Origin of the sequence: Candidatus Lernaella stagnicola, assembly GCA_030765525.1 — a bacterium.
Lineage (GTDB): Bacteria > Lernaellota > Lernaellaia > Lernaellales > Lernaellaceae > Lernaella > Lernaella stagnicola.
Genome location: JAVCCK010000027.1, coordinates 136823 through 158126 on the forward strand (window position 1 = coordinate 136823; position 21304 = coordinate 158126).

The 21304-nt window shown below is 62.8% G+C and carries 16 protein-coding genes; 9 read left to right on the forward strand and 7 right to left on the reverse strand.

Going from position 1 to position 21304, the window contains the following annotated elements:
- Positions 1–84 precede the first annotated feature (84 nt).
- Genes P9L99_12360 through P9L99_12375 form a run of 4 tightly spaced genes read left to right on the forward strand, consistent with a single transcriptional unit; the run spans position 85 to position 5304 of the window.
- Entirely contained in the window at positions 85–1596 is a 1512-nt protein-coding gene (locus P9L99_12360; protein MDP8224146.1) for a radical SAM protein, read from the forward strand.
- Positions 1593–2861: a radical SAM protein gene (locus P9L99_12365; GenBank protein ID MDP8224147.1), complete on the forward strand. Its 1269-nt coding sequence runs from the start codon at positions 1593–1595 to the stop codon at positions 2859–2861. Before P9L99_12360 ends, P9L99_12365 begins: the two co-directional genes overlap by 4 nt.
- Positions 2858–4363, forward strand: coding sequence for a radical SAM protein (locus tag P9L99_12370; protein MDP8224148.1), 1506 nt, complete (start codon positions 2858–2860; stop codon positions 4361–4363). Before P9L99_12365 ends, P9L99_12370 begins: the two co-directional genes overlap by 4 nt.
- On the forward strand, positions 4360–5304 hold the full coding sequence (locus P9L99_12375; GenBank protein MDP8224149.1) for a radical SAM protein: 945 nt from the start codon (positions 4360–4362) through the stop codon (positions 5302–5304). Before P9L99_12370 ends, P9L99_12375 begins: the two co-directional genes overlap by 4 nt.
- On the opposite strand, the gene galK is transcribed toward P9L99_12375, so the two are convergent.
- Genes galK through P9L99_12395 form a run of 4 tightly spaced genes read right to left on the reverse strand, consistent with a single transcriptional unit; the run spans position 5293 to position 10581 of the window.
- Positions 5293–6459, reverse strand: coding sequence for a galactokinase (gene galK / locus P9L99_12380; GenBank protein MDP8224150.1), 1167 nt, complete (start codon positions 6457–6459; stop codon positions 5293–5295). The two genes, P9L99_12375 and galK, sit on opposite strands and share 12 nt — an antisense overlap.
- On the reverse strand, positions 6443–7918 hold the full coding sequence (locus P9L99_12385) for a GAF domain-containing protein (protein MDP8224151.1): 1476 nt from the start codon (positions 7916–7918) through the stop codon (positions 6443–6445). Before P9L99_12385 ends, galK begins: the two co-directional genes overlap by 17 nt.
- On the reverse strand, positions 7905–8915 hold the full coding sequence (gene galT / locus P9L99_12390; protein ID MDP8224152.1) for a galactose-1-phosphate uridylyltransferase: 1011 nt from the start codon (positions 8913–8915) through the stop codon (positions 7905–7907). Before galT ends, P9L99_12385 begins: the two co-directional genes overlap by 14 nt.
- Positions 8911–10581, reverse strand: a complete 1671-nt coding sequence (locus P9L99_12395; protein MDP8224153.1) for a glycosyltransferase family 39 protein — start codon at positions 10579–10581, stop codon at positions 8911–8913. Before P9L99_12395 ends, galT begins: the two co-directional genes overlap by 5 nt.
- Positions 10582–10730: 149 nt before the next feature.
- Between P9L99_12395 and P9L99_12400 the strand changes: the two genes are divergently transcribed.
- The 3 genes from P9L99_12400 to tatC all read left to right on the forward strand — a co-directional run bounded on the left by P9L99_12400 (position 10731) and on the right by tatC (position 13054).
- The gene (locus tag P9L99_12400; protein ID MDP8224154.1) at positions 10731–11288 is read left to right on the forward strand and encodes a hydrolase; all 558 of its coding nucleotides are present in this window, start codon (positions 10731–10733) and stop codon (positions 11286–11288) included.
- Positions 11289–11303: 15 nt separating this feature from the next.
- A complete protein-coding gene (locus P9L99_12405; GenBank protein MDP8224155.1) occupies positions 11304–12089 on the forward strand; it encodes a hypothetical protein in 786 nt (261 codons plus the stop codon).
- Between the two features lie 200 nt (positions 12090–12289).
- Complete coding sequence (gene tatC / locus P9L99_12410) at positions 12290–13054, forward strand: twin-arginine translocase subunit TatC (protein ID MDP8224156.1); 765 nt, start codon at positions 12290–12292, stop codon at positions 13052–13054.
- On the opposite strand, the gene P9L99_12415 is transcribed toward tatC, so the two are convergent.
- The gene (locus P9L99_12415; protein ID MDP8224157.1) at positions 13051–14988 is read right to left on the reverse strand and encodes an FG-GAP-like repeat-containing protein; all 1938 of its coding nucleotides are present in this window, start codon (positions 14986–14988) and stop codon (positions 13051–13053) included. The two genes, tatC and P9L99_12415, sit on opposite strands and share 4 nt — an antisense overlap.
- A complete protein-coding gene (locus P9L99_12420; protein MDP8224158.1) occupies positions 14988–16739 on the reverse strand; it encodes an OmpA family protein in 1752 nt (583 codons plus the stop codon). Before P9L99_12420 ends, P9L99_12415 begins: the two co-directional genes overlap by 1 nt.
- A gap of 251 nt (positions 16740–16990) precedes the next feature.
- Between P9L99_12420 and P9L99_12425 the strand changes: the two genes are divergently transcribed.
- Positions 16991–17353, forward strand: a complete 363-nt coding sequence (locus P9L99_12425; GenBank protein ID MDP8224159.1) for a PAS domain-containing protein — start codon at positions 16991–16993, stop codon at positions 17351–17353.
- A gap of 127 nt (positions 17354–17480) precedes the next feature.
- Positions 17481–19397: a pyruvate carboxylase subunit B gene (locus P9L99_12430; GenBank protein ID MDP8224160.1), complete on the forward strand. Its 1917-nt coding sequence runs from the start codon at positions 17481–17483 to the stop codon at positions 19395–19397.
- 9 nt (positions 19398–19406) lie between these two features.
- On the opposite strand, the gene P9L99_12435 is transcribed toward P9L99_12430, so the two are convergent.
- Positions 19407–21257 (reverse strand): aldehyde ferredoxin oxidoreductase N-terminal domain-containing protein, encoded by a 1851-nt coding sequence (locus P9L99_12435; GenBank protein ID MDP8224161.1) that lies wholly within the window; start codon positions 21255–21257, stop codon positions 19407–19409.
- Positions 21258–21304: the final 47 nt, after the last annotated feature.

A 21304-nucleotide genomic window follows, 5' to 3' on the forward strand; every position in this document is an offset into this window, starting at 1 on the left:
TCTCCGTTCGTTATTCTGTGATTGAACAACAATTTGAACTTCGTACGCAAATCGCGCTTAATTGGGGATCGAAAAGGAGCCGCCATGCATCTGGCGCTGGCGTATCTCGGACGCGAAAGCGTCCCCCTCGAATATCTCTCGGCGGCGGCCAAACGAGCCGGCCATCGCGTGAGCTTTGCCTACGACCCCGGCGCGTTCTCCGACAACGACAACGTGTACCACAACGCGTGGCTCGAACGCCGCTTCGCCCGCATCGACCTGCTCGAACAAAAGCTGCGACGCGATCCGCCCGACGCCATCTTGTTCTTCGTCTACTCCAACACCTTCCAGTGGGGTCTCGAACTGGCGCGACGCGTGCGACGCGACCGCCCGGTGCCGACGATTTTCGCCGGCCTGCACGCCACCATGGCGCCGGCGGCGGTGCTGCGCGAACCCGAGGTGGATTACGTCATCGTCGGCGAGGGGGAAGAAACTCTGCCGGAGTTGCTCGACTGCCTCGCCGCGTCGCAGTCGCCCGCCGAAGTGCGCGGCATTCAATACCGGGAGGACGGCGAAGCGCGCGCCACGCCGATGCGTCCACCGCTCGACCTGGAAACCCTGCCGCTGCCGGATAAGGAATTGTTCGCCGACGAATTCAACATGGCCGACGACTACGTCATCCTCTGCGGGCGGGGTTGTCCGTGTTCCTGCACGTATTGCCGCGAGGGCACGATTCGCCGCCTGTACGGTAAGGGATACTTTCGCCGGCGGCGCATCGATTCGATCATCCATGAGCTGGAGACCATGCGCGCGCGCCACGGCTTCGGGCGCGTGATGATCGACGACCCCATTCTCTTCACGCCCAAAGCGTGGACCCTCGAATTGCTCGACGCTTATCGGAGCCGCGTCAACCTGCCGTTTCGCTGCTACGGGCAGGTCGGACACTTCGACGAAGAGATCGGCCGCGCCCTGCTCGACGCCGGTTGTTACGGGCTCGAATTCGGTTTGCAGACGGCGAACGAAGAAATTCGCCTCAACATCCTGGGCCGCGACGACAGCGATGAACAGATGCGCCGCGCGCTGGAAATCTGCGACCGCATCGGCCTGCGTTACGACCTGGACCACATGTTCGGTCTGCCCGGCGAAACCGAACAGGATTTCATCGACGCCGCCCGCCTGTACGCCGATGCCCGCCGCCTCAACCGCGTCAAGGTGCACATGCTCGCCTACTTTCCCGGCGCGCCGATCGTCCAGACCGCCGAACGAATGGGCGTCATCGGCCCCGAAGTGAGCGCAGCCATCGAACGCGGCGAGGTAGGCGATATCTGCCGCGAGCCCGGCGCAAACGACGAGCAAACCCGGCGCTTCATGCGCGAGTGGAAAACCTTCTACAAAGTCATGCCGCTGCTGGGGCGACGCCTCGGCCGCGCGTTTATCGATCGCGGTTGGCACCGCTGGTTCGGTCGCCTGCCCTTCCCGGTGGAGATTCTCCTGCAACTTCTCGTGGCGCTGCGCGGTCGCGACCAACGCTTCGTCGTGTACATCAAATACCTTTGGTTCCGCCTGCGCCGTCACCGGCAGGTGCGCCGCGAAGCACGCGCGATGGGCTGGTCATGAGCGAGCGCTTTCCTATCCCGACCCGGGCCGCGTGCCCGACCTGTCACCGCGACGGACCGGCGTGGATCGTCGAGAAGAACGGCGACGCCTACCTGCGCGTCACCTGCCCCGAACACGGCGAGGATGAGGTTTTCTTCTGGCGCGACGCCGAGCTGTACCTGCGACTTTTCCGCGACCGCACGCCGGGGGTTTTGCCCGACGGCCCGCTCGACCTTCGCGCGGGCGACGCCGCCGGATTCGTGACGACCTACGCGCTGGACGTCACGCTGCGCTGTAACATGCGTTGCCCGACCTGCGTGTCGGCCGTCGGCAACGAAACCCCGCCGGACCCTTCTTTTGACGAACTCATCGCGCGTTTGCCCGATCATCGCGGCGACCGCTTCCCGCCCAACCTCGCCTTGGTCGGCGGCGAGTCGACCCTGCGCGAGGACCTGCCGGAGATCATCGCGGCGATTCGTCAGCGCGGTATGGAGCCGCGCCTGAACACCAACGGCGTGCGCCTGGCCGAAGACGGTTTTCTGGCGCGCCTGCGGCAGGCCGGTCTGCGCTGGGTCATCCTGCAGTTCGACGGCATGGACGCCGCGCCGTCGGTGGCGTTTCGCAATCAGGATGTCAGCGCGCTGAAATTCGACGTGATCGACAGAGTCGGTGCGCAGGGGATGTTCGTTCACCTCGCGGTGATGGTCGACAAAGAGGTTAACGGCGAGCAACTCGGCGACATTCTGCGCTTCGCGGCGCGCACGCCGCACGTACGCCGCGTCTCGTTTTATCCGCGTTCGCACATCGGCCGCGTTGACGACCCCGCCCGCGCCGGCACGCATCTGGCCGACGTTCTTGGCGCCCTCGAACGAACCACGAACGACGAAATCACCCGCCGGGATATTCTCGCCGGCGGCCGCCTCGGCAAATGGCTGCACCGCGTGACCGGGCATCCGATGTTTCGCCGACGCGTCTGCATCCTGCCCTTTGTCCTGGTGCGCGACGGCGACCGCCTCGTGCCCGCCGCCCGCCTGCTGCGCCCCAGCGGCCCGTTTCGCTACCCGCGGGCGTTCGCCACCTTCATGGCCGCCGCCCGCCGCAGCCGTCGCGTCGACGAAGGCGCGTGGGGTCCGGACGTGCTGTTTTGCAACATCGAGAAATTCTATGAACTGCACGCGTTGGACCTGGTCGGCGCGCGCATGTGCCACCACGTCTACCTCACCGGCGCGGGCGCGCGACCCTTTTGCGTGTATAACAACCTGCTGCGCGAAGGGGCCTGTCGATGATCGCCGTGCGCGGCGCACCGCGCGTGTTGTTCGCCAAGCCCGCGCCGGGTTACCGCGCCTGGCCCTTTTCCAACGACTTCACGCGCACCTTGTACCGCGCTCCCTCCTCGGCCTATCCCGCCCTAACCGCCGCAGTGGGCGGGGACGGCATCGCGTTTTACGACGGCGTTTTCGAACCGGGGGCTACTCCGGAGAGGTTGGCGCGGCTCGCGGCGCAGTTCCCAATCGTGGCGATGGGCGTCGTTTCGCCGGTCATGGCGCTGACGACCGAAGTGCAGGTTCGCGCGTTGCGAAAATTCGCTCCCGACACGCGCATCGTATTGGGCGGCCACCACCCGACTTTCTACGCCGAGCAATGGGTGCGGCGGGGCGTGGACGCGGTGGTGCGTCATGAAGGCGAGGACACGTTTCCCGAATTGGTCGAACGATTCCTCTCCGGTGCCGACCCGGCCGGTGTGTCGGGCGTCACATGGTCGCGTGACGGCGAGCCGGTGCATGAGGCGGACCGCGTCAACCGGCGCGACCTTGATTCGCTGCCGCTGCCGGACTGGTCGATCATCGACTTTTCGCTGTATGACCTGGGCCTGCTGCCGCACGGGCGCACCGGCACGGTCGAGACGGCGCGGGGTTGCGGCCACCATTGCAGCTTCTGCGCCGCGGCCGCGATGTGGCACCACCATCAACGCTTCAAAGGCGTCGAGCGTGTCACGGCGGAAATCGACGCTCTTTACCAGCGCGGCGTGCGGCAGTTGATGATCGCCGACGATAATTTCGGCGTGCATCGCGAACGCGACCTCGCCATTTTCGATCACCTCGCAAAATACGACGTGGCGTTGTGGGCCTTCGTGCGCGCCGACACGGTCTACCACGACCCCGAGTGGGTGCGGGCCGCGACCGCCGCCGGGCTGCGCATGGCGCTGGTAGGTTTCGAGAACCTCAGCACGGCTGTCCTCGACGCCTACGACAAAGACCAGAAAGGCGATCTGGGCTACGCCGCGTATCGCGAGGTGTACCGCAGTCTCAAAACCGCCGGGGCATTTGTGTACGGGCTTTTCGTGCGCGACTACGAGTTCTCGGACGACGACGCCTGGCCGGCGCGGCGCATCGCCAAGGTGTGCGATATCTCGGCGCAGTCACGCTTCATTCCCATGCGCGGCGTGGCCGGGGCGGAGAAGTTGGTCGAACACGGTTACGAACTCAAAGACATGTTTTACCACGACCGTTTCTGGCCGAGCTTCACCCGTGACGGCCGCGTGCAAGACGCCCGCTTTGCCAAGGCGCTGGTCGTCGACCTGCTCAAGCCGCGCAATTTCGTAAAGATGTTTTTCGGCAGCTACGTGGAGCGCACCTTCTTTCGCCGCCTGTACGGTGGCCTGCTGCGCGACGTGCTGGCCGTCACCCCGCGTCGCTGGCGCGTAGCCCGCATCGCCGCGCGCCGGAGTTGGTCGCCGCAAAAGCGGCAGGAAGCGATTGTGCGCCTCGTGCTGGGAGCCGATCGATGAACCGCCGCCGCCGCGCCACCGCCTTTTGGCGAGGCACCGCCACGGTCGACGCGCCACCGGCATCGTTGGCCATTGAAACCACGACGTGCTGCAACCTCGAGTGCGTCGGTTGCCTGCGGCAGTGGGACTCCATGCCCGCCGGGCACATGGACGCCACGGTGTACGAGGCCGCACTCGCGTGGCCGGGAATTGAATCGGTGCTGTTGTACGGTCTGGGCGAACCGCTGCTCGATCCCGACATTTTCGACCGCATCGCGGCCGCCCGGGCGCGTGGCCTGTTCGTGCAGCTAAGCACCAACGGCACACTGCTGGACGAACACCGGCGAGCCTCGTTGCTCGATGCCCAGCCGCATGTCGTGATCGTTTCACTCGACGCCGCCGATGCGGAGACGTATCGCCGGGTGCGCGGCGAAGCCGACTTCAACGCTGTTACCGAAAACCTGCGCGCCTTTGCCGCCGCCGCCGCGCCGCGCGGCATTGCCTGCATCGTGCAAATGGTGCTGCTGCCCGAGAACCGCGATCGGGTCGACCACTTCCGCAGCGCGTTCGCCTCCCTGCCCGGTGTCACGTTGCGCTTCAAGGCCGACGAAACACTGCCCCGCCGCCAAGCCGCGCAACATCGTCGCGCCGGCCGCGTTTGCCCCGTGCTTTTTGCCGGGCCGACCTTCATCCGCGTGGACGGCTCCGTGTTGCCTTGCTGTCACATGTTGGAAGAGGAACCGCTGGGCCGGGTGGGCGACGTCGATCCCGACGCCCTGTGGCACCACGAGCGCTTGCGAGAATTACGCGTGTTGCACGGCGCCGGACGAATCGAAGAAATCGCCGCGTGCAACCGCTGCTCCCTGCCTCTGCCGCCGCGCAGCATCACCGCGACCGCCCTGTTGCTGCCGCCGCGTGTTTTCCGCCGATTGCTGCCGTTCGTGGAACGCTTACTGAGGTGATGGGGGACGGATTGACTGCCGTGTCACGCGCGCGCCGTCGCCGGGGGTGACGAGGTAAAACGCGCCCGGACGGCCGGTGGCTTCTTCGTATAGGGATTGCGCGTCGGCCAGAACGTCGGCCGCGGCGTCCGGGTCGACCAGGGCGATCGTGGCGCCGCCGAAACCCGCACCCACCATCCGCGCGCCGTTCGCGCCCGATCGGCAGAACGACTCGGCCATGGCGTCGAGTTCCGGACAGGAGACTTCGAAATCGTCGCGCAGACTGGCGTGGCCGACATTGGCAATCGCGCCGATGCTTTCGTAGTCGCCCGCCGCAAGTGCCGCAGCGAAGCGGTGTACTCGTTCGTTCTCGGTTACCACGTGCCGGGCGCGGCGCCAAAGTTCGTCGGCGATCGTGTCGCGGGCGGCGTCCAGCATCTCCAGCGACACGTCGCGCAAGCTCTGCGCGCCCAGGGCCGTCGCGGCAGCCTCGCATTCCAGGCGGCGTTGATTGTATCGACCGTCGGCCAATTCGCGTTTGACCTGGGTGTCGCCCACGATGAGTGTCAGTTTCGCACGATCGAGCGGTATCATGCTGTAGGACAGGTCGCGGCAATCCAGCAACATGGCGCTGTCGGCCCGGCACGTCGCGCTCGCCATCTGATCCAGCAGGCCGCACATCACGCCGGTACGGTGTTCGGCCGCCTGACAGAGCCGCGCCAGCGCAATGTTGTCGCGCCACGGTTTACCGACGAGTTCCGCCACGAGCATCGCCGCGGCCACGCTGAACGCCGCGGAGCTGGATAGACCCGCGCCGTCGGGCACGTCGCCGAGGAAAAAAAGGTCGAGGCCGGTCGGCCGGATTCCGGATACCAGCAGTTCGGCCACGATGGCGCGCAAAAAATGATTCCAGCCCGTATCTTGAGGTTCCAAGCCGACGGTGAAATTCGTGGCCTCGCCGGGAAAATTGGCGCTGTAGGCGCGAACGCGCCCGCTGGATGTCAGCCGCCCCGCCGCGTAGACGCCGAACTCAATCGCCATCGGCAGAACGAAGCCCTCGTTGTAGTCAGTGTGCTCACCAATCAGATTCACCCGGCCCGGCGCAAAAGCGATCGCCTCGGGCTGCTCGCCAAAGGCTTCGAAAAACGATGCGCTCAGCTCAGGCGTTTTTGACATTAACGGGTTCGTCCTCCAATACGGCGAGAAATGCCGCCACGCAGTCCGGGTCGAGTTGCGAACCGGCCACGCGCCTGAGTTCGGTCACCGCGGCTTCGTGCGAAAGCGCCTCGCGGTAGGGTCGATTGGAAATCATGGCGTCGTAGGTGTCGGCCACGGCGATCACCCGCGATCCGAAGGGGATCTCGTTGCCGGCCAGGCCGCTCGGGTAGCCGGCGCCGTCGTAGGCTTCGTGGTGATGCATGATCAGCGGAAGGCAGCGAGCCAGATGCCGCACGGGCGCGATAATGTTGCTGCCCATTTCGGGATGGGTGCGCAGGATCTTCCACTCGCTGTCGTCCAGGCGTCCCGGCTTGAGCAGAATGGCGTCGCGCACGCCGATTTTGCCGATGTCGTGCAGCATCGCCGCGTTGCGAATATCTTCGATTTCGCGGTCGGACAGCCCCAGCTTGCGGGCGATCTGCACCGCGTAGGTCAGCACCTTGGTCGAATGGCCCGACAGGTAGGGGTCCCGCGCTTCCAACGCGTTGGCCAGACTGACAATCGTGTGCAGGTAGCTTGTTTGCAGGCTGTTGTAGAGGTTCGCGTTCTCGATGGCCACCGCTGCCTGCCCGGCCAGCAGCGACAGGAACTGCACGTCCGACTCGAAAAAGCGGTCGCGGCCCATGAAGTTCGTCAGGTTGAGCACGCCGATCGTTTTGTTTTTGACCCGTAGCGGCATGCTGATGGCGCTTTTGATTTTGTCGTCTTTCAAGTGGCGGACAAAACGCTTGTCTTCCTCGCCATGGTTGATGATCACCGGCTCGCCGCTGGCCGCCGTATAACCGGCGATGCCCACGCCGATCTTGCCGCGCCACTTATCGAACGCCCCCTTGTCCAAACCCACGGCGGCGCGAATGCGCAACTCGTGGTCTTCAATCAGCATGAGACTGACGCGATCGCAGCGCGCCTCGCGCTTAGCCGTTTGGACGATTTCAGACAGGAGGGTGTCGAGTTCCAAGTTGAGCAGAAAATCCTCGCTGATTCGCGCCAGGGGCGTAAGCGTCGAGGATCGAATCGTCTCGCGAACCCGCAACGCGCGCTTCAGCGCGTGCGCCAGGCGAGACAGAATGCCTTCCTGATCCAGGGGCTGTGCGAGCACTTCGGCCCAACCATCGCGCAAGTGGCCGATGATCATCTCCTCGGACGCAGCGGCCGGCAGAATCAACACGCCGATCACCGAAGGATTGTTGCTGACCAAGTCATTGGGGTCGCTGCCTTCAGGCACGGCGGCGGCGTCAAGCACCAGAGCGTCGTAGCGGCTGCGACTCAATTCCTCGGCGCCGCCTTCCAGATTCCCGGCGGTCGTGACTAGGTAGCCCCGTCCCGAAAGAGTGCCGACGACCTGCGAGGTCAGCGACGGTGTCGTACTGATTACCAGAATCCTTGCTTCCATCATCTCGGCGTTACTCCTGGGCATCGGCCAGCATATCCCGCAATTCGGCGGCTTTCTCTTCGGGATAGCTGTCGTTGATAAATAGACCCGCGCCGGTTTCGCATCCGGCCCGGTATTTCAATTTCGTTTGGCTGCGTCGTATCGGATTGAATTCCACGTGCAAATGCGTACCGGTCCCCGCTTCCCCGCGGACGGGCGCCTGGTGAAAAAATTTCATGTACGGATACGCTTTGCCGTAGGTGTTGAAGTAAGTCTGCAAGATTCGCTTCATGCCGCGCATCAGGCCGCGCAATTCTTCGTCGTTCAATTCGCCTAAGTGGGCCGCGCATCGATTCGGGTAGAGGTGAACTTCGTAGGGCCAGCGGGCGTAGGAAGGCACGAACGCCGTGAATTCGCCGTCGTCGAACAGCATGCGTCGGCCGTCGGCGCGTTCCTCGGCCAGAATGTCGCAGTGTAGGCAGCGACCGTGGCGCTCGTGGAATTGCTTGGCATGGCGCATTTCCGCCGCAGGCACCGGCGGCACGACGGGAAACGCATAAATCTGGCCGTGCGGGTGCGGCATGGTGACACCGATTTCTTCGCCGTGGTTCTCAAAGATGTACACGTATTGAACGTGCTCGTTTTCGAAGTGGGCCAGATATCGATTCCGCCACAATTTGGCCAATTTAATCAGATGATCGAGGGGAAGTTCCCGCAGCACCGTGTTGTGGTCGGGATGATACAACACCACGTCGCAGGCACCGAAGCTGGGCCGGATGGGAATCAGACCCGTGGCGGCAATCTCCGGTTCGGGCGCCGGCGTGGCGAACGACGGAAAATCATTCGGGAAGATGTGCACGTCATAGTTGTCCGGAACGCGGCCGGAACCGGGGCAAAACGGACACCAATCCCTTGGCATCTGCGGCCGGTCCATGCGATGAGTGGCGGTCACAACCCATTCGCCGCGCAGCGGATCCCACCGAAGTTCGCTCATACAACTCCTCTCTTCGCTCTTTTCGGTCGAAAGGCGCCTTTTTTCAATTGATTTCCGACGTATGTCGGACTTTTTTCCGGCGGTACGCCTGTAAATACAGGTTGGAGCAATCCATGTCCCGCTCGTAGAAGGATTCGACCCACTCTGCGAGTGCCGGGAAAAAAGGCGCGGGGCGTTTGCGGTGATAACGAAACTCCCCGGACGGCGCTTGCTTGTACGTCACAATATACGCCGGGGGGTGCGCATGCAACTCAGCGAGCAATTCCGCGCGATTTCGGCGGACCTGCGGCGACTCGTCACCGTACCAGCGGCCTTGGTCGTCGGGCTGCTCTACGGCGACGTTGAAATACATGAAATGCTTCGTGGGAGCGCGGCGGTCGGCGAACCAGTAAATCCCCGGTTCGTAATCCCACACGTAGATGCCGTCGGCGGGCGTCGTATTCTCGCGCGTGCAGCGGCCGACTCGCTCCAGCCAATGGCTCCAGGACATATACCGGGGCAGATTGCTTCGAAACCAGAAGTAATCGCCGTCTTCCTTCCACTGCAACCGCCCGATTTTGACGCGGTCGACGGCGGCTTTTGTCGCAATGCGCCATTCCCACCGAAACGCGAAGGCCACGAGCGCGATCGTCACAACGATCAACACGACGCCCACTGCGCGCGGCCATTTCGTGCGAAATGCCAACGCCCACACGCCGATGCCCGCCCCGGCAGCCAGCGGCGGCGTGAGTAAAATGAAGTAGTGATCGAAGAATTTCGTGCCGACGACTACCGCCGCAAACGCCGCCACCAACCACACGGCGATGAGCCGGTAGCCGAGGATCTGCGAGGCTTTCGGTTTGTCCACCAAGGGCACCGCGAACGCCGCGATCAACGCGCCGATCATGGGCACGACGGGTAGAAACTGCCACAAGAAATCGCCGCCGGTGACGCGCATCCGCTCCCACAGGAAAATCGCCGCCTCCGAGGACATATACGAAACCGCCGCGCCGGGATGCAGCGAATTCCACAACGAGCCCAACTGGCCGCGCGCCGCAAAAAACAGCGCCGCGAACACGATCGGCAGCAGCGCGCCGACCGTGGCGACGCCGACGCCGGCGATCAGCTTTCGCACCTTCGCGCGCTTCTCGTTTTCATGCTCCAAGGCGAACCACAGCCACGGTAGCGCCAGCAACGGCATGACGACCACGTTCTGCTTGGCCAGAAGGGACACCCCCGCACAAATCCCCGCCGCCGCTAAGTTGACATGCCAACGGCCCCGCGACGCGCGCCACAAAAACCAAAAGCCCAGCGCCGTGGGCAGTAAAGTCCAGGTCTCAAAATTCGGACAAGGGCCGTTCGTCGAGTTACTAGCGGAGAAAAAGGCGTAGAAAATCGCCGCCAGCACGCCGGCGCCGGTCGAGAGGATGGAACGCGCGAGGAAAAACAGCACGACGGCCACGGCAAGGTGCCACAACGCCGAATACAGGTAGATCACCTTCATCGACTTGCCGAACAGCGCGAAAAGCCCCGCAAACATAAGGTAGCTGAGCGGCGGTTTGGTCTCGACCGTGTCGCCGTATAGGTCGCCGCCCAGGAGCAGTTCCTGCGCGCTGTATACCGCGCCGGCCAGGTCGGGATCGCAAAACGCCTCGTCGATCACCGGCTGCCGAAGCCATCCGGTCAGGGCGGCAACGACAACAAATAAGACGATAGCGGAGACGGCTTGCTTCATGCCGCTAACCAGTTAGCACAACTTCTCACCCTCAGGCAATTGATTGCGCCGATAAAAAATTACTCGCGGCGTCTATTGACCCGCCCCGCCCGCCGTGTCTACGATTAACCTGGCACACGAAGAACATCCAATGAACCTGGGAGAGCCCCATGGAACTCGACGGCCTCATTCCGCGTGAGGCAACCGCTTTGGTTGTCGTGGACATTCAGGAAAAACTTTTTCCTCACATTCACGACAAGGAAGCGCTTCTTGCTAATGTGGTAAAGACGATCGACTTCTGCCGTCGGCTCGACATCCCGATCGTCATCACCGAGCAGTACCCAAAAGGCCTCGGCGCGACGTTGCCCGAAGTCAAGGATGTGCTTGAGGAAGACTATCGGCCGATCCCGAAAACCGCTTTCTCCTGTTTCGGCGAACCCGAGTTCACGGCCAAGGTTGCCGACCTCGATGTCGACACCCTCATCGTGATCGGCATCGAAACCCATGTGTGCGTGGCCCAAACGGCGCTGGTCGGCGCGGCGCAGGAATACGAGATGATGCTCCTGGCTGACGTCGTGGGAGCCCGCGACCCGTTCAACCACGAACTCGCCCTGCGCCGCATGAGCGACGAGGGTGTCTTGGTGGGTACGCGCGAAATGTTCTTCTACGAGATGTTGGTCGAAGCGAAGACCGACGACCACAAAACCGTTTTCGACCTGCTTAAATAACCTTAGGACGCGCCGATGCGAAAGCTTTTATGGATCGCACTTGCGGTAACTCTTGCGCTGACGTGGATCGCGTGCGAAAAAAAACCGCCGCCCGCCGCCCCCGCGCCAACGCCCGCGCCGCTACCCGACATTGAACTCGGCGGGGCCGAGCCGATGCCGTCCGACCAGATCGTTCCGTACCTGGAAAAGCAATTGACCCGGGCGGCGCGTACCGATTCCGGCGACGTCGATCGGTTGCAGATCAACCTGAAAAACCATTTCGGGTGCCTCGAGAATAATAAGACGGACGACTGCCGCTTCATCCTGTGCAGCGCGCCGGCCATCTACGCGGGCGACGAAGCCTACCAACTAGGCCAAGTGGATGACGCGTTCTCGTATTTCACCGCCGCGTACAATCTGCTCAAAGAAGAAGTGGCCAACAACATCGAACGACGGAACAACCTGGAAAGCGAATTCGAAGCGGCGCAGAAAAACGGCACGCCCAGCGACGATGACAAGCGCCAGTATTGGTACCGTCGCGCCATCTTGACTCAGATGCTGTTCCGCAACCAAGCGGAGGTCTCCCGGGTGATGACGCGCTTGGCCCTGTGCTTGAGCGAACAAGGCGACAAGGAAAATGCCGACAACGCCCTGCTCGCCGGGAAGACCTTTCTGCAGGCCGCGGCGGACGAGTACCGCGCTTACTACGATGTCCGCGGCAAGTTGACGGCACTGCTCATTCCGGGCGATCCCCACAAGGGCGAGAACTATAAAGCGGAACTCACGAACCTCGACTCATTGATGCTTGTGCGGCACTTTTAGCGGCGGCCCATGTGTTTCGATGAGGTCATGGCCGAACGCATCGCCGAACGGGATTCACGCGCCGCCCGCTGGATCGCCAAGGATGCGTTGCGGGAACTGACCACCAAGAAAATACGAGCGCGATTGGCGGACTAGCCTTGCTCCCCGCGTCAAACTGCCTTTTACTAACGGCGTCCGTTTCCGTCGTGTGAGGTTTGACGATGTCCGACGCCATGCCGACCGGCCCCGATCTGCTCAGTGTCTTTGCCGACCTGCGCCGCCGCGTGTTGCGCATAACGCTGGCCATCGGTGTAGGCGCCGCCGTCGGCCTGTACTTCTCGAGCGATTTGCTGCTGATCCTGAAACTGCCGTTCCTGTCGATCATGGGCCAGAACCGCAGTCTATATTTCACCGCGCCGCACGAGTCGTTCATGGCACACCTTTGGCTCGGACTCATCGCCGGGCTGCTGCTCGCCGCGCCCTACGTCTTTCTGCAAATCTGGTGGATCGCCTCGCCGGTGCTGTATCGCAAGCGGCGGATCATCTTCTTCCTGTTCGCCATGGCCTCGGCGCTGGTTTTCGTATTGGGCGCGGTGTTCGGCTATTTCGGAATCCTGCCGGCGGCGCTCGACTTCCTGGTCAAGCGCTACGAAACCGGGGAGATGTTCACGGCGATGCTGAAAATCAGCTCCTTCATGAACTTTTCGCTGAAGCTGTTGTTGGTGTTCGGCCTTGGCTTCGAATTGCCGGTGCTGATGGTGCTGCTGGGCCGTTTGGGCATCGTCAACGCGCGGATGCTGTGGCGCGGTTTCCGCTACGCCGTGGTCATCATCGCCATCGCCGCGGCGGCGTTGACTCCTCCCGACGTCGTGACGCAACTCATGCTCGCCGGGCCTCTCGTGTTGCTTTATGTGATGGGAATGGCGTTGGTCGCCGTGGTCGGAAAACGGCGCACGATCTTCGACACCGACGAACCCACCGACTAGCCGGTGCAGCCGCCTCCGCCGTAGATCCCCACGTCCTCGTCCTCGTCGGAATCCCAGACACCGTCGTGGTTGTCCGGTTCGCCGCCCGGCGCGCTTCCACCGCCGCCGTCGTCATCGCCGCCGCCGTCATCATCGTCGTCGCCGCCGTCATCGTCGTCGTCACCCGGGAAATCGCCGATGGTCACCGCAACTTCATCCGGATCGCTGGCGAACTTGCAGTCAGCCACGACGAGTTCAAACCGATACACGCCTTTTTCCGTGGCGGTAAACAGCGGTGTCGCGCTTTGCGGTTGGACCAGATCGACGTTTTCCGGTCCGGCCGTCTGCGTCCACGTGTAAGTGATCGCCGCGCCTTCCGGATCGATCGAGTCACGGCCGTCGAGCACGACAGGCACGTTGGGCACACCGCTGCGGTCGGCCCCGGCATCGGCTATCGGCGGCAAATTGGTTGCCGTGGCGATCACTGCGTACGCCGCCCCGCCGCTGTCGCGGGTCGGATTGCTCGGCGAGAAACCCGGTGCGCCGAGCAGATAATCGAGCACGCCGTCCTCGTCTAGATCGGCCAGGGCCACCGCGAAACCGGTGTCATCACGCACCGCCGCGCCGACGAAACGGTGCAGCGGTTGGTCGACCCCGGCCAAGTCGATCTCGTATTGCAGCGGATACTCCGGGTCGCCCTCGATTACGTAGGCTTCGCCGTACCCGGTTGAGTCAAAGCCCGGCGCGCCGATCAACAAATCGTCGACGCAATCGCCTGTGACATCCCCCGCCGCTACCGCGAAACCGAAACGCGCCCCGGCGTCCGGGCCGTGTACGGTCAGGTCGGCCACGGATAAATCAATGGTCTCCGGCCACATCGCTTGACCGAGCACGACGAACACGTCGCCCGCGGCGGATTTCTTGGTCGGCAAATTCGGGGCCGCGATCACTAGATCAGCCATCCCGTCGCCGTCGATGTCGCCCACGGTCAGCGCCGCGCCCACGTTGCCGGTTCGATTTTCCCACGAGATGCGACTGTCGGGCGTGTCGGCGGCTAAGTTGATGCGCAACACATCGGAAAAGGGGCGCCCCTCGATCACGTACACGACACCCGGGAAGCCTTCCTTCGCGCCCGGCAGCGGCGAGGACAGGCTTGGCGCGCCCATCGCCAGATCGTCATAAGAATCGCCGTTCAGATCGCCCAGCGTCAGGCCTTCGCCGAGGCGCTGGCCATTGGATTCGCCCACGATTTCGATGTCGGCCTCGTTCGCTTCGGGCCGCAGATCGATCACGCCCACCAGCGTGTCGCCGAGAAAGCCGTAGACTTTGCCCGCCGCCGACGCCCCGACGTCTTCGAAAATCGGCGCGGCCACGAACAGGTCCGGCGTTTCATCGCCGTCGAAATCGCCGGTCGCCAGACTCACTCCGAACTGGCCGCCTTCCTTCTCGCCCCAAATCGTCACATCGGCCCCGGTGGTCGTACCCAGTTGGTCGGGCCATTTTTCGCGTCCGAAATACACGAACACGGCGCCGAGTTGATCCTCCGTGCTGGGTCCCGGCGCTCGCGCGGCGCCCACTACCAAGTCGTCGAGTCCGTCGCCGTTGAAATCGTTCGCCGTGAGGCTGAAGCCGAGGTATTGCTCGGTCTCGCCCAACACGGTTACGTCGGCCGTATCCTCGTTGAAATCCAGGTTGCCGGTCAGCGAACCCTCGCTCGAAAGCAGCACGAACACCGCGCCGCGGTAGCTTTCGTCGCCCGGAGCGCCCATGGCGATATCCGGCAAGCCGTCGCCGTCGAAATCGCCGGCAGCCAGGCTATACCCGAGGTTCGATAATTCGCCTGGACCCCAGAGGCGCAAATCGACCGCCGCCGGTTCGGATAAATCGACGTCGGCGGCACCCGCCGCGACAGCCCACAGCAGAAGCAGCGCGATCACCCAACGACGCGCGCTCATTAGTCTCCCCCTTCGATGATGAATTCGACCCGCCGGTTACGTTCGCGGCCCTCCTCGGTTTCGTTGGTGGCGATCGGCCGCGATTCGCCGAATGCGGCGACAGTGAGCACGTTGGCCGCTACGCCCTGCGCTACCAAGAATTGCTGGACCGACTCGGCGCGTCGCTGCGAAAGTTTCATGTTGTATTCGTCGGTTCCCTCGTCGCTGCAGTGGCCTTCGACGATCACCTGCTTCGGATTAATTTGTGTGATCTTGTTGGCGATTTCCCGCAGCACGGGTTTGGAAATCGGCCGCAGGTCCGCCGAATCCAAATCGAAGAAAATGCGCCCCGATTTTTCGATCTTGCGGCGCAGGCGCACGGTAATCGTCGTCGTCTCATGCGCTTGGACATCGGCCTTGGTGAGCACGGCCTCGTAACCGGTCGCCACCGCGGTGAAGGGAATCGTCCCGGGTTCCACGGCTTCGGTATATTCGCCGCTCGGGTTCTCAACGACCTTCTCGTCCGCCGCGCCGGGGTTGAAAATGAGGCGGCTGTCGAGCCGGTGGCCTTTGTCCTTATCCAGCACAATCACCGTCAACCGCGTCTCCAGCGGATACAACACCACCGTCACCGTCGCGGACTGCCCGGCGAAGATCTGCGCCTCGGCCAGGCCGGTTTCGAAATCGGGCCGCGACACGCGAACTTGATAGGTGCCCGGCGCCAAATCGGTTACGGCGAACGTGCCGTCGGTCGTGTTGCCCAAGCGCAACTCCGCGCCTTCCAAACCGACTTCGGCTTCCAGGGGAACGCCGTGCGTATCCTGCACGACGATCCGCAGATGGCCGGTGCTGGGGGGCGGTTTCGCCTCGATCTCCGGCCGGTAATCGACCCCGGCGAAGAGACGGAAATCAGGGCTGCCCACGCCGCTGGTCACGCCCGGCCCGCCGCCGCCGATGATCCGCAAACCCGGCACTTGCGGCATGCGCCAGCGCCCCACGGCATCGAGTTCCAACGGATTGCCGGCAAAATCCCGGTTGTTCTCCGACTCGTACATCTCGCCGTGCAACTCCAGGCTCACGTTGATGCGGTCGGTGATGTCCCGCGTGACGCCCACCGCGAGCGGAAATGCGTTGCGCACCTGCGTATCCAGCACGCCGGACCGGCCGCGATACCGCCAGCCACCCGACAGCCCCATGCGCACCCAAGCGAGGTTGATCTCGTACGTGCCCGTCAGTCCGTAGGTCATGCGGCCGTCGCCGAGCATCGCGTCCGCGTCGCCGGTCGGAAAGGTCACGAAAGGCGTCACGGCGACCCCGAAGGGAAACATTCCTTCTTCCAAGATCCGGACTTTGGTGAGCAGGCGGATATCGCCCATGGACGTGCGGTTTTGGCGCGAGGAAATGCCGTCGGCGTCGCCCAAATCATCGAAGGTTCGCGAGCGGTTGAACCAGTGAATCGGCACGTGCAGGCCGACATTGACCATCTCGTGCGCGGAAAACGAGCCCGTAAGATCGGTGCTCAACATTCCGTCCACGACGCCGGAGACGCGATCGTTGTTTTCGCGCACCTCCACCGGGGCGTTGGCGTAGTCGATCAGCGCCCCGAGGGCCCAGCGAAATTGCGGCATGGTTTGCGCATCTTCAAAGGTCAAAAAGCGGCCCGCAAACGGAGAAGGATGAAAGAGATGGCTGTTGAATCCCTCCGCGGCCGAGGCAATTCCCGGCCATACGAGCGCCAGGACCAGCAGCCCGGCCAACCCGCGAATGCGCATCTAATACACCTCCGGCTCGAGCGGCACACCGCGCGAAAAAGCAAGCAAATCCCAATCCGATAATACCAGAGTAGCCGACGACCTTTCGATGTCAAGTCAAGATATGGACATCTGCACCCCAAAATGTACTAGATTGTGTATCGGCCCGCGATTTATATGTTGAATTGTTTTCGCTTTTACGCTAGAATTAAATCAATTGGATTATCTTCAGCAATGATTGCTGATAAATTTATCCTGTTTCGGAGTAAAAAATGAGCGACCCGCATGAAATTTTTGCGCGTTATCGCGATTCCGCACACGCAGTGTTCCTGGAAACCCTCGGTGGGAGAGTCGTGGATTGCAACCAAGCCGCTTTGGACCTGTACGGTTACACTCGCTCGGAAATGCTTCGGTTGACGGTTTTCGACCTCGTACCCATCGAGATCGCGCATCGTATTCCGGACATCATTGTCGCGCAATTGCAGGCCGGCACCTTTTCCACCGTCGCCAAGGGTGTGCGAAAAAACGGCGAGGTTTTCGACACGGAAGTGAGTACGGAGGTGATCGGCGAACGCGAAGAGAAATTCATTCTCGCTCAAGTCACCGACTTATCGACCGTGGTTTCGGAATCCTAAGCCGCCCTCGATTTCGTTTCGAAATCATCCGGTAGCGAAACGCTTGCCAAGACTGCTAATTCCTGTTACGCAAAGGTCCATTGCGACCCCTTCGGTTGCGGTTTAACGAGCGAAAGGAGCTACTACCATGGCGCCGGCTCACCCGTTGAAGATCACCGACACGACCTTGCGTGACGCCCACCAAAGTCTGTTCGCCACCCGCATGCGTTTTGAAGACATGGAACCGATCATCGGCATGCTCGACGCCGTGGGGTTCCACTCGCTGGAAGTGTGGGGCGGCGCGACCTTCGATGTCACGCACCGCTTCCTGCAGGAAGACCCGTGGGAACGTTTGCGCAAAATCAAGGCGCTCGCCAAACACACGCCGCTGCAAATGTTGTTGCGTGGTCAGAATCTCGTCGGCTATCGCAACTACGCCGATGACGTGGTGCGCGCATTTTGTCTGCACGCCGTGGAATGCGGCATGGATATCTTCCGTGTTTTCGACGCCCTCAACGACGGCCGCAATTTCGAGGCTGCTTTCAAGACCTTGCAGGAAACCGACGCCCACATTCAGGCCACGCTTTCCTTCTCGCTGACCGAGCGCCGCATCGGCGGGCCGGTGTTCACCTTCGAGTACTACAAAAGCAAGGCGAAGGAATTCGTCGAGATGGGCGCCCACTCCCTGTGCATTAAAGACATGGCCGGGTTGCTCACGCCGCAGGACGCCGCGTTGCTCGTCGTGGAACTCAAAAAGATCGTCGACGTGCCGATCCAACTGCACGCGCACTTTACCTCGGGCCTGGCCGACCTGGCCTACATGAAGGCCGCCGAGGCGGGCGTCGATATCATCGATTGTTCACTGGCGCCGGTGGCCTACCGCAGCGGTCAACCGGCTGTCGAGCCGATGATCGTCACCTTCGAAGGTACTGACCGCGATACGGGCCTCAGCCTCGACGCCTTGCACGAGGTCAGCAAATATTTGGAATCGATCACGCCGAAGTATCGTCACTTCATGAACACGTCGAAAACGGCGGTCATCGACGTGGACGTGCTCAAGCACCAAGTGCCCGGCGGCATGCTGAGCAACCTCGTCAACCAAATGCGCGAGGCCGAAGCGCTCGACAAACTCGACCTGGTGTTCCAGGAACTGCCGCGCACCCGCGCCGACCTCGGCTTCCCCCCGCTGGTGACGCCGACCAGCCAGATCGTCGGCGTGCAGGCCGTCATGAACGTCCTGGGCGGCGAGCGCTACAAGCTGATCAGCAAGGAAGTGCGCGATTACTGCTACGGCCTCTACGGTCGGCCGCCCGCGCCGATCAACGAGGAAGTGCGCAAGAAATGCCTCGCCGGTTACGAACGCGGCGAAACGCCCATCAGCCAGCGCCCGGGCGACATCCTCGAACCGGAAATGCCCGCCGCGCGCGAGGCCGTGAGTGGATTCACCGACGAGATTGGCGATGTGCTGACCTACGCGCTCTATCCGCGTACCGGCATGGATTTTCTGCGCTTCAAACACGGGCTCGACGAGAAAGCTCCCGGCGAGAAGCCCCGCACGCTGGAGGAAATACGCGCCGAAGAGGAACTGATCAAAAAGGCGCTCGCCGGCGAGTTGAGCGAAAAACCCGCCGCCCCGGCGTTGAAGAACGCGCAGTCGGTCCGCGTGTCCGTGGATGGTGAACTGTTCGAGGTCCAGGTTGAAACCGACGGCCTCAGCGGTTTCCAAGTGGGCGCCGTGACGCCGGCAATCGCCGCGCCGACCGCCGCTCCCGCCGCCCCGCCGCCTCCGGCCCCTGCGCAAGCGACCGCGGCAGCGCCCCCGGCACCCAAGCCGCAAGCCGCCACTTCCGGCAAGGCCGTGGTGGAAGCGCCGATGCCCGGAACGATCGTTCGTTACGAAGTCGCGGAAGGCGACACGGTCACCGCGGGGCAAACCGTTGTCATCTTGGAAGCGATGAAGATGGAAAACGCGCTGCCCGCCCCGGCCGACGGCACCATTGCGTCGCTGACCAAGGCCAAGGGCGAGACTGTCAAGCGCGGCGAAGTGTTGGCGGTGATCCAGTAGCCGCGGCGTTTATTCGTATCGCGCCCGCGAGGCCGTCAGTAGACGATCCGGAATCGTCTGCTTCCCGGCGGCCACTTCCTCGAGCACCTTCGCACCGGTGTCGCGTACCGCTTCAAACGGCACGTTGAAACAGACCGCTTCGTCTTCGCTCTGCGCATTACCGTGGGTCGGCTGGTCGTAAAACACCTGCGGCAAGGCTTGAATCTCCACGCCGCGCGACTTGTTGAAGTCATGGATGTCGCGGATGAGCGCCGCCGAAACGCGCACCATGTCTCCCACTTCGAAGGGCCGGCCGGCCGCGGCCAGAATTCTCTCGCAATCCACGAGCGTGTCGAGGCTCGGGCCGATGAAAAAGCACATGCCCAGTTCGTCGACCGCGCCGTACATCGCTATGCCGTGCATCGTGTTCAACACGTGCGTATCCGCCGGGAGCGCGTGATCGGTCGGATCGTAAGGCTGGTCCAAAAAGTTGTGCCGGCCGGGTCCCGCGCAACACTCGCCGTGTCGACCGTAGGTCCAACTCAAGCCGACGCCGGTCTGCAGCATGCTGCGCCCGTTGTGGAAGGGCAGCGCGTGACCACCGACCGTGAAATGCCGCGGCAGGCCGTAGAATTCCTCCACCGCCGCCGCGCCCCGACGAAACAGCCGGCCTCGCTCGGTGTCACCGGCGATCGCTTCGTGCAACAAGCGCCGCATGGATTCGGTATCGCCGTAACGCACGCCGGTATCGGCCTTCGTCTCGGTGGCCAACGCGAAAGCCGCCAGCGTCACCAACCCTTCGATGTGGTCGTAGGCGTGATCGTTGGAATGTTGCGTCACCCACGTCGTGAAGGGCAGCACGTCGGCAAACAGGCCCAGGTTTAACACGCCCTGATAGGTTTCCCATTCGCCCGCTTTGAACACTTTGTACTCGCCGTTGTCCGGCAAGATCACCACCTGGCTGCATTTATTCGGGCAACCCGGCAGACAGGAGTGACGACTGATCTTGAGCCCGTGCTCTTCGGCCAGGCGAATTTGGTCGCGCACCAGCGACTCGGGCAACACCGCCGCGTAATGCTCGGGCGGCAAGTGGGCCGCGCGAAAAAGATTCGTCAGCCCGTGCCCGCCATCGAACCGACCCTTTGCCGCCGCGCCATACGTGCCGCCTAACAGCGGTTGTTCGGGGTCGTCGGAGCCGGTCAGGTTGGTGTTCCACTTCGCTTTATGCAACGCCCGCAGCGTCTCGGCTAAACGCGCCTTGTCGAACTCCATCCCATGCCGAACCTCCGCCGATCGCTCCACGACGATCCCCACCAAACCGTTGCTGCCAAAGCGCGTCGTGCCGCGCCCCGCCACGCGATGAGGTGGGTCGCCGGGCCGGGCATTGCAGAGAATCGCATTGAACAAAAAGCCCATGGATGCGGGATCGGTGATCGCCATGCCCACGTTGTTACCGTGGCGGCGATAGATCGCCTCGGCCAGCGCGTACGTGCCGACGATGTCCTCGCCGTATTCCGCGAGCGGGCGCAGTGCCGCTTCGCCCCCGGCGTCCACGTGCAGCAGCAGCGGTGTTTCGCTTTGACCGACTACGCCGATCCCCGCGATTCCCTGCCGCGTCAGGTACCGGGTGATCAGCCCGCCGCTGCGACTGCCTTGCAGATTGCCGCCGAGCAAACTGATGCCGTACACGTTGAGCTTCCCGGCGAAGCCCAGCCCCGTCGCCGCCAACGGCGTGAATCCGGAAAAATACACGGTGTCATCCGGCGAATCGGCCTCCATGATCCGCCGCGCCGCCAGCGCTTTGCCGAAACCGGCGCCCTGGTCGAACGCACTTGTCTCAACGCGCTTGTCATCCAGATAAACCGACATTTCCTTGAGCATGTGAAACCACCACTTGTTGACGTCTGATGCGTAGCGTTACGCGCGGG

What these genes read in the sequence shown, in the direction of transcription:
- P9L99_12415 (MDP8224157.1), bottom strand. Translation starts at nt 14,988, where the DNA reads ATGAGCGCGCGTCGTTGGGTGATCGCGCTGCTTCTGCTGTGGGCTGTC.
- P9L99_12425 (MDP8224159.1), top strand. Translation starts at nt 16,991, where the DNA reads ATGAGCGACCCGCATGAAATTTTTGCGCGTTATCGCGATTCCGCACAC.
- P9L99_12435 (MDP8224161.1), bottom strand. Translation starts at nt 21,257, where the DNA reads ATGCTCAAGGAAATGTCGGTTTATCTGGATGACAAGCGCGTTGAGACA.
- P9L99_12370 (MDP8224148.1), top strand. Translation starts at nt 2,858, where the DNA reads ATGATCGCCGTGCGCGGCGCACCGCGCGTGTTGTTCGCCAAGCCCGCG.
- P9L99_12395 (MDP8224153.1), bottom strand. Translation starts at nt 10,581, where the DNA reads ATGAAGCAAGCCGTCTCCGCTATCGTCTTATTTGTTGTCGTTGCCGCC.
- P9L99_12430 (MDP8224160.1), top strand. Translation starts at nt 17,481, where the DNA reads ATGGCGCCGGCTCACCCGTTGAAGATCACCGACACGACCTTGCGTGAC.
- P9L99_12365 (MDP8224147.1), top strand. Translation starts at nt 1,593, where the DNA reads ATGAGCGAGCGCTTTCCTATCCCGACCCGGGCCGCGTGCCCGACCTGT.
- P9L99_12405 (MDP8224155.1), top strand. Translation starts at nt 11,304, where the DNA reads ATGCGAAAGCTTTTATGGATCGCACTTGCGGTAACTCTTGCGCTGACG.
- P9L99_12400 (MDP8224154.1), top strand. Translation starts at nt 10,731, where the DNA reads ATGGAACTCGACGGCCTCATTCCGCGTGAGGCAACCGCTTTGGTTGTC.
- galK (MDP8224150.1), bottom strand. Translation starts at nt 6,459, where the DNA reads ATGTCAAAAACGCCTGAGCTGAGCGCATCGTTTTTCGAAGCCTTTGGC.
- P9L99_12385 (MDP8224151.1), bottom strand. Translation starts at nt 7,918, where the DNA reads ATGCCCAGGAGTAACGCCGAGATGATGGAAGCAAGGATTCTGGTAATC.
- P9L99_12420 (MDP8224158.1), bottom strand. Translation starts at nt 16,739, where the DNA reads ATGCGCATTCGCGGGTTGGCCGGGCTGCTGGTCCTGGCGCTCGTATGG.
- P9L99_12360 (MDP8224146.1), top strand. Translation starts at nt 85, where the DNA reads ATGCATCTGGCGCTGGCGTATCTCGGACGCGAAAGCGTCCCCCTCGAA.
- tatC (MDP8224156.1), top strand. Translation starts at nt 12,290, where the DNA reads ATGTCCGACGCCATGCCGACCGGCCCCGATCTGCTCAGTGTCTTTGCC.
- P9L99_12375 (MDP8224149.1), top strand. Translation starts at nt 4,360, where the DNA reads ATGAACCGCCGCCGCCGCGCCACCGCCTTTTGGCGAGGCACCGCCACG.